Source organism: Acidimicrobiales bacterium (genome assembly GCA_035547835.1).
Lineage (GTDB): Bacteria > Actinomycetota > Acidimicrobiia > Acidimicrobiales > Iamiaceae > DASZTW01.
The window spans coordinates 144814-159854 of sequence record DASZTW010000005.1 but is presented as its reverse complement, the minus strand read 5'-3'; the positions used below and the strand labels follow the sequence as shown (position 1 = coordinate 159854).

At 75.3% G+C, this 15041-nt stretch carries 3 protein-coding genes; 2 read left to right on the top strand and 1 reads right to left on the bottom strand.

Annotated elements, in window-relative coordinates:
• The first annotated feature begins 90 nt into the window (after window positions 1–90).
• Window positions 91–699: a YetF domain-containing protein gene (locus VHA73_03145; protein HVX17005.1), complete on the top strand. Its 609-nt coding sequence runs from the start codon at window positions 91–93 to the stop codon at window positions 697–699.
• Between the two features lie 63 nt (window positions 700–762).
• Here the strand turns inward: VHA73_03145 and VHA73_03140 are convergent, their stop codons facing one another.
• Window positions 763–2364: an alpha/beta hydrolase gene (locus VHA73_03140; protein HVX17004.1), complete on the bottom strand. Its 1602-nt coding sequence runs from the start codon at window positions 2362–2364 to the stop codon at window positions 763–765.
• 353 nt (window positions 2365–2717) lie between these two features.
• Between VHA73_03140 and VHA73_03135 the strand changes: the two genes are divergently transcribed.
• Entirely contained in the window at window positions 2718–15008 is a 12291-nt protein-coding gene (locus VHA73_03135) for a hypothetical protein (protein ID HVX17003.1), read from the top strand.
• The last annotated feature ends 33 nt before the right edge of the window (window positions 15009–15041 follow it).

Genomic DNA, 15041 nt, shown 5'->3' with positions numbered 1-15041 from the left:
CGTTCTGTCTGCACCCACACCGCACGGCGAGCCAGGCTACCGGTGGCTCGTCGGCAACCGGCCGAGCCCGAGCCACCCGAAGGAGCCGACGTGACGACCCTCGCACCGTTTCCGACCCTCGCACCGTTTCCGACCCTCGCCTCGATGTCCACGAGCCTGTTCCACGGCGGCATCCCTGTGTTGGAGAAGGTGCTGCGCACCGTGGGCGTGTACGTGGGCCTGCTCGTGCTGTTGCGGGTGGCGGGCAAGCGCGACTTGGCGCAGCTCAACTCGTTTGACCTCGTGGTGCTGTTGCTGCTGTCGAACGTGGTGCAAAACGCGGTCATCGGGCCCGACAACACCCTGACGGGTGGCCTGCTCGGCGCCGCGGTGCTGGTGGCGGCCAACGCGGCGGTGGTCCGGTTCGTGAACCGCGATGACCGTCTGCTGCGCGCCTTCGAGGGGTCGCCGACCGTGCTGGTGCGCGACGGAGAGGTCGACCATGCGGCGCTGGCCAAGCTCGGACTGCGGCCCAGCGACGTGCGGACCGCGCTCAGCCGTCAGGGTGCCGACACCCTCGCCGACGTAGCCGAAGCGCGCCTCGAACCGGGTGGCGCGATCGTCCTCGAGCTCGCCGCGGATGCGACACCGGCGCGCCGCAGCGACCTGGCGCGCCTCGACGCCAAGCTCGACGAGCTGTTGCGCCGGTCGGCGCCCTGACGGCGCGCGTTCATCGCCGCCCGGTCGCTCGACGGGCGCCGCGGCGGACGAGGCACCGTCGGGTCAGGGTTTGCAGCGGATGCCGTCGCGGGGGAGGCGCCCGTCGAGGAGGTACTGGGTGACGGGCTGGTCGACGCAGGTGGATCCGTGCGTCAGGTACACCGTGTGCTCGGTCGACTCGTAAGTGACGAGCACCGAGCCCGGCAACAACGTGTGCGCCTGCTCGGCGTGGCTGAACGGGGTTGCGGGGTCGCCGGTGTTGCCGATCACGACCACCGGCGGCGCGTCCGCGAAATCGGCCGCCGTGAACGACTGGAGCGGATGGCGCGCGGCGGGGAAGCCCCAACAACCGGGCAGGCCTTCTGCGAACTGACCGCCGACCAGTGGAAGCTCCTTCGACCACTGGGCCACGAGGGTCGGGTGGTCGCCGAGCGGATCGTGCGCACGGGCGGCCTGGTCCGCGCAGCTGATCGCATGGAACGAGTCGAGCAGGTGGTCGAGCGAGCCGTCGGGCCGGATGCCGGCGTAGTAGTCACGCAGCACGAGGAGGCAGGCGGCGTCGGGATCGGACTTGCGGGAGGCCTGCGAGAGCCCGGTACCGAGGATGGGCCACAGGGTGCGGTCGTACATGGCTTGCGCCACCGCGGTGTCGAGCTCGCCGATGCCGACGCTGGCCTTGCGTTGCCGGAGCGCGCTGCCCACCAGCGAGCACGTTCCCGAGGCGGGGATGCGCGCGCCGGCTTCGAGACGAGCGGAGAGCGCCGCGAACGCGCCCGCCGCGTTGCCGTCGCCGAACGAGCAGCTCGAAGTGCCGGCGGTGCAGTCGCGCAAGAAGGTCTCGACGGCCTTCTCGAACCCGACCGCCTGGTCGTGGCTCTCGCTGATGGGGTCCTGCGGCAACGCGATGCCGTCGAGCACCATGGCGCGCACGTGGGTGGGGTACGTCGCGAGGTACGACATGCCGAGCTCGGTGCCGTAGCTGAAGCCCACGTACGTCAACTTGCCGTCCCCGAGCGCGGCTCCGATCGCGTCGAGGTCGCGCACCGTGCTCCACGTGTCGACGTACGGCAACACGCTGCCGGCGCGGCGCAGGCAGTTCTGGGTGTCGCGAATCGTCCGCTGGCGCAACGCGGTGGTCTCGGCCGGCGTATCGGGCGTGGGGTCGAGGTCGGGCTCGAGCGTCTCGGCCATCGACGTGCAGGCCACGCCGTCGGACTTGCCGGTCCCCCGAGGGTCCCACGACACGAGATCGAAGTGCTGTCCGAGATCGCGGCCGGAGCGGTCGAACGCCCCGTCGACGTAGTCCTGGAAGTCGGAGCCTCCGGCCTCGCCCGGACCGCCGAAGTTGAACAACACCGACCCCTCGCGGGTACCCGTGGCCGGCTTGCGCGCGAGGTGCAGACCGATCGTCTTGCCGTCCGGCTTCGACCAGTCGAGGGGCACTTCCAGCGTGGCGCACTGGAGCTCGCCGCACGACTGCCAGTCGAGGCGGGACGCGGTGGCGGTGCGGTTGCTTCCGGCCACGCTGGGCGGGCTCGCCGTCGACGTGGTCTTGGCGAGGTCCTCGATCCTTCCGGACGTGCAGCCGGAAGCGAGCCCGACGAGGAGCAGCAGCCCGATGACGGCGGTCGCGACCAGGGGCCGTTGGCGGTGGTGAGTGGTCACTGCGCTCCATGTTGCACGGGGACGAGAACCGGAACCGAAGGCTGAAGCGGAGCATCCGCCGACGGCGACGAAGCTGGCCGCCGAGACGGGCTCGATCACGGTCCGCAGGAGTCCACGCACTGTCGGTGAGCGCCCGCGGTCCTCGAGCCCCGATCGGGACCCCAGAAATTACAGCAATGGATAATCCTAGGGGTGTGCTGGGGTCCCTGCTGCCGGGGTGCTTTGGTACGTTTCGGACGCTGTCCCTCCTGTGTGGAGGGAGGCGCGGGCTGACGGCAAGGAATGGGCGATGTCCCGGCGTAGGCCGGTCGCCCTCTGTCACCCGCCAACGACGGGCGAAGGGGTGGACCACCATGGGCAAGCGGGCTGAGCGTCGCGACGGACGTGACTCGGCGGCGATGGAGCGGCGCATCATCAAGCGTGCGCTGCTGACCTTCGCAGCTGGTGGCACGATCATCGGCGTCCAGGCGACAGCCGCGCACGCGACCACCGCCGTCCATGCAGCCGACCCCTCGCAAGCCGCCAACACCGGCGGCGGCACGGCCAACACGTCGAGTGGCGCGTCGCAGGTCAACACGGCTGGCGCCACCGCCACCGGCAACAAGACCTCCAACACGGTCGGGCAGGCCGTCACCGCCTCTGGCGCAGTGCAGGTCACCCACCAGACCAGCACCGTCAACAACCAGGGCAGCGCGTCGGCCAACACGGGCAACAACACGGTCGTCGGCAACGGCTCGCACAACACGGCGACAGCGAACCAGAGCCCGAACATCGACGGCGCCGCCACGTCCGCCGTCAACATGAACGGCACCGCATCGAACACCTCGAACGGCACCGGCTCGATCGTCACCGGCCCCGCGACCGCGGTGGGCAACCAGTCCTCCAACAGCGTCACGCAGTCCGACGGGGGCGTCGCGGGCGGCGTGGTCGACGACCACCAGAGCTCCACGATCGACAACACCGGGACGGCCAGCGCGACGTCGGGTGGCAACACCGCGACCGGCAACGACTCCACCAACGACGCCGAGATCAACCAGGCCTTGCTGGGCGCGGTGGCCGGCACCAGCGACGTCGCAGTCAACGAGGACGGCACCGCGTCGAACACGTCGGACGGCAGCGCGTCGATCCGCACCGGCGCTGCCACCGCGACGGGTGACGACTCGACCAACGCGGTGAGCCAGAGCGACCAGCGCACCTCGGGCGGCGCGCTCGCCGGTGTGGAGCTGTACGACCAGAAGTCGGTGGTGCACAGCACCGGCTACGGCACGGCCAACTCGGGCTACAACACCGCGTACGGCAACAGCTCGATCAACACCGCGCTGGTCGACCAGAACGCCTCGGTGGCCCCGCCGCCGATCGCCCCGGTTGCAACGGCTGGCGCCGTCGGCGCGTCGTCGTCGAACAACGGTGCGAACGGCGCGAACGTCAGCGGCGCGGGCGGTGCCAGTGGCACGGGCGGCGCTGGTGGGACGGGCGCAGGCGTGGGTGGCGCGGGTGGCGGTGCCGGGGCGGGCGCCGGCACCGCCATGACCACGGGCGACCTCGCCCAGAACCAGACCGGCACGGCGTCGAACGACTCGAACGGCTCGGTCTCGATCGTGACCGGCGCGGCCACTGCGGTCGGCGCCAAGTCCACGACGAGCGCAACCCAGGCCATCACCGACCCGTCGAGCGGCGTGGTCGACGCCGATCAGAGCTCCGACGTCTCGACGACCGGGACGGCCTCGTCCGACAGTGGTCACAACACGGGCACGGGCAACAGCTCGACCAACACCGCCACCACGACGCAGACGACGGGCGTCGCCGGACCTTCGGTGAGCACGACCGCCACGGGTGGCGCAGGGGGCAACGGATCGGGGACGGGCGGTGCGGGTGGCACGGGCACCGGCGGCGCCGGTGCCGCGGGTGGCAGCGGTGGCGTGACGGTCGTCGCGTCGGGCGGTACTGCGGGAGGGCCCGGCGGTGCGGCTGCAGGCTCGGCCGGTGGACCCGGGACGCCCGGTGCCACGGGCGCCGCGGGCGGCCCCGGCGGTGCCGCGGGCTCCGGAACCGGCGGCTCGGGTGGCCCGGGAGGGTCGGCCGGCTCAGCGGTGGCCGGATCCGGCGGCGCGGCCGGTGCGGGTGGTACCGGCACCGGCGGCGCGGGCGGAGCCGGCAGGGGCACGGGTGGTGCAGGTGGCGCGGCGTCGGCCAGCGGCTCGGCCACGATGTCGACCGGCGACATCGGCCTCAACCAGACCTCGACCACGTCGAACAAGTCGGACGGCTCGGTCGGCATCGTGACCGGCGCGGCCACGGCCACGGGCGCGACGTCTTCCACGACCTCGAACCAGTCGATCGACGGCACCATCACCGGCAGCGGCACGATCGACGCGGACCAGGCCATCTCGAACACCGTCGACGGTTCCGCCACCTCCAACAGCGGTGACAACACCGGCGTCGGCAACTCCTCGACCAACACGGCCACGACCACGCAGACCAGCGGTGTCACGGGCCCGTCGGTCACCGTGACCGCCACGGGCGGCAACGGCGGCAACGGAACAGGCACGGGCGGTGCGGGCGGTACCGGCACGGGCGGCGCAGGTGGCGCCGGCGGTGCGGGCGCTGCCGCGGTCGGTGGCGCCGGCGCCAGCGGTGGTGCGGGTGCTGCCGGCACGGGCGGCAGCGGTGGTGCGGGCGGAGACGGTGGTGACTCCGCGGCAGCAGGTGGCAACGCTGGGCCCGGCGGGTCCGGTGCGCCTGGCGCGCCGGGTCTGCCCATCATCGGCGGGCCTGGGGGCGCGGGTGGCACGGGCGGCAGCGGGACGGGCGGTTCGGCCAGCGCGACCGGCGGTGCTGGTGGCGTGGGCGGCGCGGGTGGCGCCGGAACGGGTGGTGCCGGCGGTGCGGGTGGTGTCGGCGGCGACGCAACCGGTGGCGCAGGTGGCGCAGGTGGTGCGGGTGGCGCAGCCACAGGTGGTGCCGGCGGCGCAGGGAGGGCGACCGGTGGTGCGGGCGGCGACGCCTCGGCGACCGGCTCGGCCACGATGTCGACCGGCGACATCGGCCTGAACCAGACCTCGACCACCTCGAACGACTCCAACGGCTCGGTCAACATCTCGACCGGCGCCTCGACGGCGACCGGCGCGACGTCGTCACTTACGTCGACCCAGTCGGTCGACTCGTCGATCGGCGGCAGCGGTGTGTCCACGCCGGACCAGACCGCTTCGAGCTCCGTCGCGGGTTCCGCGACCTCGAACAGCGGCGGGAACACCGGCTCTGGCAACTCGTCGACCAACAACGTCACGAGCACGCAGGACACCGGCGTGACCGGCCCGTCCGTCACCGCGACGGCGACCGGTGGCGCGGGCGGCGACGCCACGGCGACCGGTGGTGCGGGCGGCGCGGCCACGGGCGGCGCAGGTGGTGCAGGTGGTGCCGGTGGTGAGGCCATCGCAGGGACCGGCGGGACCGGCGGGACCGGCGGGACCGGCTCCGGTGGTGCGGGCGGCGCCGGCGGCGACGGCGGCAGCGGCACGGCCACGGGTGGCAACGGCACCGGCGGCTCCGGCGGCTCCGGCGGTGCGGGCGGCAGCGTGGGCATCGGCGTGGCTGGCTCCGGTGGCTCCGGCGGCGCGGGTGGCGACGGCGCGGGTGGCAGCGCGAGCGCCGGAGGCGGTGCAGGGGGTATCGGTGGTGCCGGCGGGACCGGCTCCGGTGGTGCCGGCGGCGCGGGTGGCGCGGGTGGCGCGGCGACGGGCGGTGCCGGTGGCGCCGGCGGTGTCGGTGGCGCAGCGACCGGTGGCGCCGGTGGCGCGGCGACCGCGACGGGCGGTGCCGGTGGCGGCGCGACGACCAACGTGTCGGGCTCGATGACCACGGGCGACATCGGCCTCAACCAGAACCGCTCCGCGACGAACACGTCCGATGGCTCGGTGAACATCTCGACTGGCGCGTCGACCGCGACCGGCGCGTCGTCCACCGCGAGCTCGACGCAGGCCGTCGGCTCGACGATCGGTGGCAGCGGTGTGTCCCTCCCGGACCAGACCGCCACCAACTCGGTGAGCGGTTCGGCGACTTCGAACTCGGGCGACAACACCGGCTACGGCAACTCCTCGACGAACACGGCCACGAGCTCGCAGTCCTCCGGCGTGTCCGGTCCGAGCCTCAATGGCTCGTCGACGGGCGGCGCGGGCGGCGCCTCCACGGCGACCGGCGGTGCCGGCGGCGCGGCCACGGGCGGCGCAGGTGGTGCTGGCGCCTCCGGTGGCGGCGCGATCGGTGGCAACGGTGGTGCAGGTGGTGCCGGTGGCACCGGTATCGGTGGCGGCGGCGGTGCAGGTGGCACCGGTGGGAACGCGACCGCCACGGGTGGCTCCGGCTCGGGCGGCACGGGCGGCAGCGGCGGGTCCGGTGGATCCGGCGCCCTTGGTGCCGGTGGGACGGGTGGTGCCGGCGGCACTGGCGGTGCCGGCACGGGTGGCGACGCCGCGTCGACCGGTGGCGCAGGTGGCGCCGGCGGTGCGGGCGCTACGGGAACCGGCGGGGTCGGTGGCACGGGCGGCGCGGGTGGCGTCGCGACCGGCGGTGCCGGTGGCGCAGGTGCCGCGGGTGGCGCGTCGACCGGTGGTGCCGGTGGCGCGTCGACCTCGACGGGCGGCGCGGGTGGTGCCGCGTCGACGACCGTGACCGGGTCCATGACCACCGGCGACATCGGCCTGAACCAGAGCGGCACGACCTCGAACACGTCGGACGGTTCGGTCTCGATCTCGACCGGCGCGGCGTCGGCGACGGGCGCGACCTCGACGTACACCGGCTCGCAGTCGGTCGACGGCTCGATCTCGGGCTCGGGCGTCTCGGACGCGAACCAGACCACCACCAACGCCGTGGCGGGTACGGCCGACGCCTCGTCGGGCGACAACACGGGCTACGGCAACTCCTCGGACAACACCACGTCCAGCAACCAGACCTCCGGCGTCACGGGCCCGGTGGTCAGCGCGTCGTCGACCGGTGGCGCGGGCGGTGCATCGAGCGCGACCGGTGGTGCGGGCGGCCAGTCGACCGGCGGTGCCGGTGGTGCGGGCGGTGCCGGCGGTAGCGCGATCAGCGGCAACGGCGCCAGCGGTGGTCTCGGAGGTAGCGGCTTCGGTGGTGCGGGCGCTGCCGGCGGCAGCGGTGGTCAGGCTTCCGCGACGGGTGGCACCGGTACGGGTGGCACTGGTGGCGCGGGTGGTTCCGGCGGTCCCGTCGGAGTCGGTGCCGGTGGCGCCGGCGGAACGGGTGCTGCTGGCGGCGCGGGCACCGGCGGTGCCGGATCGGCTCTCGGTGGTTCGGCTGGAGCAGGTGGTGCCGGCGCTGCAGGCACCGGCGCGGCCGGCGGTACCGGCGGCGCCGGCGGTGCAGCCACCGGCGGTGCCGGTGCGATCGGCGGCGTCGGTGGCGCTTCCACGGGCGGCGAAGGCGGCCGGGCGACGTCGACCGGTGGTGCCGGTGGCGCATCTGCGACGGTGGCCAGCGGCGACATGTCCACGGGCGACATCGGCCAGGCCCAGAGCGGCTCGACCACCAACACGTCGGATGGGGCGGTTGCGATCTCGACCGGGGCCGCGTCGGCAACCGGTGCGAGCTCCACGGCCCATGGCACGCAGTCGGTGGACGACTCGATCGGCGGGTCGGGTGTGTCCGACCAGCACCAGTCGGTCACCAACGCGGTGGCCGGTACGGCCACCGCGTCGAGCGGTGACAACACCGGCTCCGGCAACGACTCGTCCAACGCTGCCTCGAGCAGCGCGACCTCGCGCGTGACCGGTCCGGTCGTCAACGCCACTTCGACTGGCGGTGCCGGTGGCACTTCGTCGGCGGTCGGTGGTGCCGGTGGCGCTTCGACCGGTGGCGCGGGTGGTGCCGGTGGCGCCGGCGGTCAGGCGATCGGTGGAAACGGCGCCATCGGTGGCGGCGGTGGCACGGGCGGCGGCGGCTTCGGTGGCGCCGGCGGTGCCGGCGGCGCGGCCACCGCGAGCGGCGGCACGGGCCAAGGTGGCACCGGCGGCCGGGGCGGCAACGGTGCGCCTGGTGTGGCCGGCATCGGTGGCACGGGCGGCACGGGTGGCGGCGGTGGCACCGGCGAAGGCGGTCCCTCGACGGCCAACGGCGGTACGGGCGGTGCCGGTGGCGTCGGCGGCACGGGCCAAGGTGGTGCCGGTGGAACGGGCGGTGCCGGCGGTCCCGCGACCGGTGGCGCAGGAGCTGCCGGCGCGGCCGGTGGCGTCTCGACCGGCGGCGCGGGTGGCGCGGCGAGCTCGACCGGCGGCGCCGGCGGTGCGTCGTCCACGAACGTGTCCGGCTCGATGACCACCGGCGACATCGGTCTGGCGCAGAGCGGCACGACGTCGAACACGTCGGGCGGCTCGGTCACGATCTCGACCGGCGCGGCATCGGCGACGGGCGCGAGCTCGACGTTCGACGCCACTCAGGCGATCCACGGCGCGACCACTGGGTCGAGCGTGAGCGACCAGCACCAGACCGTCGACAACGCCGTGGCCGGCACCGCGGACTCGACCACCGGTGACAACACGGGCTACGGCAACGACTCCTCGAACACGGCCGCCAGCAACGACAGCGCTTCGGTCACGGGGCCGGACCTGACCGGCTCCTCCACGGGTGGCGCCGGTGGCGCCTCCAGCGCCCGCGGTGGCGCAGGGGGTGCCTCGGTCGGCGGCGCCGGCGGCGCAGGCGGCTCCGGTGCGAACGCGTTCGGCGGCATCGGCGGCGAGGGCGGTCTCGGCGGCACCGGCACCGGCGCGAACGGTGGCAATGGCGGCCAGGGTGGCCAAGCTGCGGCGACGGGAGGCGCGGGCACCGGCGGCACAGGTGGCGCCGGCGGCTCCGGCGGCGCGACCGGAATCGGCATCCCGGCCGGGGGCGGCCAGGGCGGTGCCGGCGGCGCGGGCCTGGGTGGCACGGCGTCGTCCGGCACGCTCGGCACGGGCTTCGGCGGCGCGGGCGGCACCGGCGGTGCAGGTGCCGGTGGCCAAGGCGGCACCGGTGGCACCGGTGGCGCAGCGAACGGAGGTGCCGGCGCGGCCGGCGCGGCCGGCGGCGCTTCGACCGGTGGCGCAGGTGGCCGGGCGACCTCGACGGGCGGCGCGGGTGGCGCGTCGCAGTCGACCGTGCAGGGCGACATGACCACGGGCGACATCGGCCAGTCGCAGGACCGCACCACGTCGAACACGTCGGACGGTTCGACCTCGATCACGACCGGCAACGCGTCGGGCACCGGCGCATCCTCCGCGGTGACCGCGTCGCAAGCCGCGAGCTCCGACGCGGGTGACGGCGTGAGCCTCGGCGACCAGACCGTGACCTCACACGTCAGTGGCGCGCTGACCGCCGACTCCGGCTCCAACACCGCGTATGGCAACGAGTCCTCGAACGACGCCACCGGCTCCGCGACGAACGGCGTCGGCGGGCCCGTGGTGTCGAGCACCAGCACGGGTGGCGCCGGCGGCGCGTCGGCTGCGATCGGCGGCGCGGGTGGCCGTTCCGTCGGCGGGGCAGGTGGCGCCGGTGGCGCTGGCGGGACCGCAACCGGCGGCGCCGCGGGCGCCGGCAACGGCGGCGGCTCCGGCGCAGGTGGCGCAGGTGGCGCAGGTGGCGCAGGTGGCGCCTCGACTTCGACCGGCGGCACCGGAACCGGTGGTGCCGGCGGCGGCGGTGGCACGGGCGGCGGTGGCACGATCGCCGGAACCGGCGGCCAGGGCGGCTCCGGCGGCGGCGCCAACGGCGGTCTCGGCGGCGCCAACGGCCGCTCCGGTGGCATCGGTGGCACCGGTGGCGCGGGGACCGGTGGTGCCGGTGGTGCCGGTGGCACCGGTGGTGCGGCAGCCGGTGGTGCTGGCGCGGCTGGTGCGGTCGGTGGAGCTTCCACCGGCGGCGCAGGCGGTCGCTCGACCTCGACCGGCGGTGCGGGCGGTTCGTCCGACTCGTCGGCCACCGCCTCGGTCACGACCGGCGACATCGGGCAGTCCCAGGCCGGCACGACGTCGAACACGTCCGACGGCTCGGCCACGATCACGACCGGCTCCGCCGGTGGCACGGGTGCGGCCAGCACGCTGAGCGCCGCCCAGCAGACCGGGTCGTCGCTCGGCTCGGGTGTGGTCGACGCCGACCAGACGCTGACGTCCGACGTGTCCGGTAGCGCGGGTGCTTCCTCAGGCGGCAACACCGCGACCGGCAACGTCTCGACCAACCAGGCCAGCGCGGCGGCGATCTCGGCCGTGACGGGCCCCCTGGTCTCGAGCGGCAGCACGGGTGGCGCCGGTGGTGCGTCGACGTCGACCGGTGGGGCCGGCGGCGCGTCCGTCGGTGGCGCCGGAGGTGCCGGTGGGGCCGGTGGCCTCACGCAGGGCGGCGCCGGTGGCAGCGGTGCGGCCGGCGGTGCCGGGACCGGCGGGAGCGGTGCGGCCGGTGGTGCCGGCGGCACGGCGACCGGGTCCGGTGGTACCGCCACGGGCGGCACCGGTGGCACGGGCGGCAACGGTGCAGGCGCGGCCGTTGGTGCCGGCGGCAACGGTGGCACGGGCGGCACGGGCGGTCCCGCGCAAGGCGGGCTCGCGAACTCCACGGGCGGCGTGGGTGGTGCCGGCGGCGCGGGTGGCGCGTCGACCGGTGGTGCCGGCGGCGCGGGTGGCGCGGGTGGTGCCACCCGAGGTGGCCAGGGCGGCGCTGGCGCGGCCGGCGGCGCCTCGACGGGTGGCGACGGTGGTCGTTCCGAGTCGACAGGCGGCGCAGGCGGTCCTTCGACCTCGGCGGCCTCGGAGACGATGTCCACGGGCGACGTCGGGCTCGCCCAGCAGGGCGACGTCACGAACACGTCAGATGGATCGGCGACGATCCGCACCGGCTCGACCAACGTCACCGGCGCGCAGTCGACGCTGCACAGCCAGCAGCAGGCTGACGACGCGATCAGCGGGTCCGGCACGATCGGCGGCGACCAGACGTTCGCCAACACGGTCCAAGGCGCGGCGTCGTCGACCTCTGGCGACAACGACGCGACCGGCAACGAGTCCGACAACGGCGTCAGCAGCCTCACGACGACCGGCGTGAGCGGGCCCCGCGTGACCAGCTCCAGCACCGGCGGCGCAGGTGGGGCATCGACCTCGACCGGCGGCGCTGGCGGTGGCTCGACCGGCGGTGCCGGCGGTGCCGGCGGTGTGGGTGGCGGCGGAACCGGTGGTGCCGGCGCGCAAGGTGGCGTCGGCGGTGGCTCCACCGGTGGTGCCGGCGCAGTCGGTGGCGGTGGCGGCAACGCCGCCAGCACGGGCGGCGCGGCGACCGGTGGTGACGGCGGCCAAGGTGGTTCCGGCGGTCCTGCGGCCCTCGGCCTCGGTGGCAGCGGCGGCCAAGGCGGTGCCGGTGGTGCCGGGACGGGCGGCAACGCGGTGAGCGTGGCCGGCGCGGCTGGTGCGGGCGGTGCCGGCGGTCAGTCGACGGGTGGTGCCGGTGGCGCGGGCGGCGCCGGTGGCGCGGGCACGGGCGGCGCGGGCAACGTCGGTGGCGTCGGTGGTCAGTCCGCGGGCGGCGCAGGCGGCGCCTCGACGTCCACAGGTGGGGCCGGCGGTTCGTCGGGCTCCACCGCCGATGGCACCCTCGCGACCGGCGATGTCGGTCAGTCGCAGGCCGGCACGACGGCGAACACCTCGGGTGGCAGCGCGACCGTCACGACCGGAAGTGCAGGCGCCACGGGTGCGAAGTCGTCGGCCACGGCGGCGCAGCAGTCGGCGGCGACGATCGGTGGGTCGGGTGTGGTCGACGGTGACCAGCACGTCGACTCCTCGGTCAGCGGAGCGGCGAGCGCTTCGTCCGGCGGCAACGGCGCGGTCGGCAACGCTTCGACCAACGGCTCGACCTCGAACGACGGCAACACGGTCGGCGGCCCGGTGGTGTCGAGCACCTCGACCGGCGGTGCCGGCGGGGCATCTGCGTCGCTTGGCGGCGCAGGCGGAGCCAGCACGGGCGGCGCCGGCGGCGCCGGTGGGGCTGGCGGCGCTGGCAACGGCGCGGCGGGCGGTGCCGGTGGTGCCGGTGGCGTGAGCACCGGTGGCGCGGGTGCGGCCGGTGGCACAGGTGGCGCGGCCACCTCGACCGGCGGCACGGGCACGGGTGGTGCCGGCGGCGCGGGCGGTGCCGGTGGCCCGGCAGGCCTCGGTGCCGGCGGCTCGGGTGGTTCGGGCGGCTCGGGCGGTGCCGGGACCGGCGGTAATGCGAACTCGACCGGTGGTGCCGGTGGCGTCGGTGGTGCCGGTGGTGCCAGCACGGGCGGCGCGGGTGGTGCCGGTGGTCTCGGTGGTGCCGGCAACGGCGGCGCCGGAGCGGCCGGTGGTGCCGGCGGTGCGAGCACGGGCGGTGCCGGTGGCGCCGCGACCTCGACCGGAGGTGCGGGTGGTGCGTCCACCGACCACGCTGACGCGTCGCTCACGACCGGCGACATCGGTCAGAGCACGAGCCGAACCACTTCCAACAACTCCGACGGCACCGCGACGATCGCCACGGGGGCTGCGTCGGCCACCGGTGCCGACGCAGGCTCGACGCTGACCAGCTCGCAGCAGGCCACGGCGAACGTGTCCGGCACGGGCGTCGCCAACCTCGACCAGGGCCTCGACAGCACGGTCGACGGCACGGCATCGGCCATCACCGGCGCCAACCAGGCTGACGGCAACGATTCGACCAACAACGCTGACTCGACGGTGACCACGTTGCAGTCCGGGCCGACCGCCACGAGCGCGGCCACGGGCGGCGCGGGTGGCGCGTCGGCAGCGACCGGCGGCGCTGGCGGTGCCTCCACCGGCGGCGCCGGTGCCGTGGGTGGCCAAGGCGGCGTCGGTTCCGGCGCCACAGGCGGCGCGGGTGGTGCCGGTGGCACCTCGACCGGTGGTTCCGGTGGTGCAGGTGGTGCCGGTGGTGGCGCCTCGACGACCGGCGGATCGGCCAGTGGCGGCTCGGGCGGCTCCGGCGGCCCAGGTGGTCCGGGCGTCCTCGGCGGCGGCGTCCCGGGTCTTCCGGGCACGGGCGGGTCGTCCAGTTCCGGGACGGCAGCCGCGGGCACCGGTGGTGCCGGCGGCGCGGGTGGTGCCGGTGGCACCTCGACCGGCGGTGCGGGCGCCGTTGGCGGCAATGGCGGCGCGGGCACCGGTGGTGCCGGTGGCGCGGGTGGCGCTGGTGGCACCTCGACCGGTGGTGCCGGTCTCGCGGGCACCTCGACCGGCGGCGCAGGTGGCGGCGCCGACTCGAGCGCCCACTCCTCGCTCACGACGGGCGACATCGGCCAGGCCGACTCTGGCACGACTTCAAACACGTCCGACGGAACGGCGAGCGTCACGAGCGGGGCCGGCGATGCAGTCGGCGCCAAGTCGACGTTGCACGCGACGCAGGCCGCGGACGTCACGATCGGCACGCCCGGCGTGGCCGACGTCGACCAGGACGTCACGGCCCACACGACCGGGTTCGGCTCGGCCTTCACGGGCGGCAACACCGGCGTCGGCAACGCCTCGACGAACGGTGTCTCCCACACCGCCACGACCACCGCTGACGGGCCGACGGCCACCTCGGCGGCCACGGGTGGCGCGGGTGGTGCCTCGGCCGCCACGGGCGGCGCAGGCGGTGCTTCGACCGGTGGCGCAGGCGCAGCTGGTGGGGCTGGTGCCGCAGGCAACGGCGCCGGTGGTGGTGCTGGCGGCGCCGGTGGCGGCGCCACAGGTGGCACCGGTGGCGGTGGCGGCGCAGGTGGCACGGTCACGTCGGGCACCGGCGGCAACGGTGGCGCAGGTGGTGCTGGTGGCGCGAGCACGGGTGGTGCAGGTGCTGCAGGTGGTGCCGGCGGGTCTGGCACGGGCGGAAACGGTGGCACGGGTGGTTCAGGTGGCGCAGCCACGGGTGGCCACGGTGGTGCAGGGACGGCCACGGGCGGCGCCGGTGGCGACGCCGCAGCTGACTCCACCGAGGACCAGACGACCGGCGACCTCGCCTCCTCGTCGACGTCGCCGTCGAGCAACTCGTCGGACGGAACCGCATCGGTCGGCTCCGGGCCCGCTTCGGCCGAGGGGGTCGAAGCCACCAACCAGGTCACCCAGTCGGGTCACATCGACGCCGGTGGGGTCGTCACGCCCACCCAGTCGTCGCTGCTCGTCAACACGGGCACGGCCTCGGCTGACTCGGGTGTGAACGTGTCGACCGGCAACGTGTCCGGCAACACGGCCTCGACCACGTCGACGTACAACACGCCGGCGCCCACGACCACCCAGGCCGAGATCGCCGGTGCCGGTGGCGCCGGTGCGGCCTCCGGCGGTGCGGGCGGTGCGGCCACCGGTGGTGCGGGCTCGCCCGGCGGCACGCCGGGCACGCCCAGCGCGGGGGCCGGTGGCGCGGGAGGCCCCGGGGGCTCGGCCGCCGGCAGTCCCGGCGGCCTCGGTGGCGCAGGCACCTCGGGTGGCAGCAACGGCGCGATCGGCGCTGTCGGCACGCCGGCCGGCGGCACCGGAGGCAGCGCGGGCGGCGCCGGTGGCACGGTCGCCGGGTCGAATGGCACCAACGGCACCAACGGTGCGGCGAGCAACGGCACCAACGGTGCTGCGGCGTCGTCCGACGGCGCCGACGGGGTCGACGCCCCCTGATCCGGACCCTCCCACCGTGCTGTGAGCACGTAG

Excerpts from the sequence above, each read along its gene's own strand:
- VHA73_03135 (HVX17003.1), top strand. The coding sequence starts at position 2,718 with ATGGGCAAGCGGGCTGAGCGTCGCGACGGACGTGACTCGGCGGCGATG.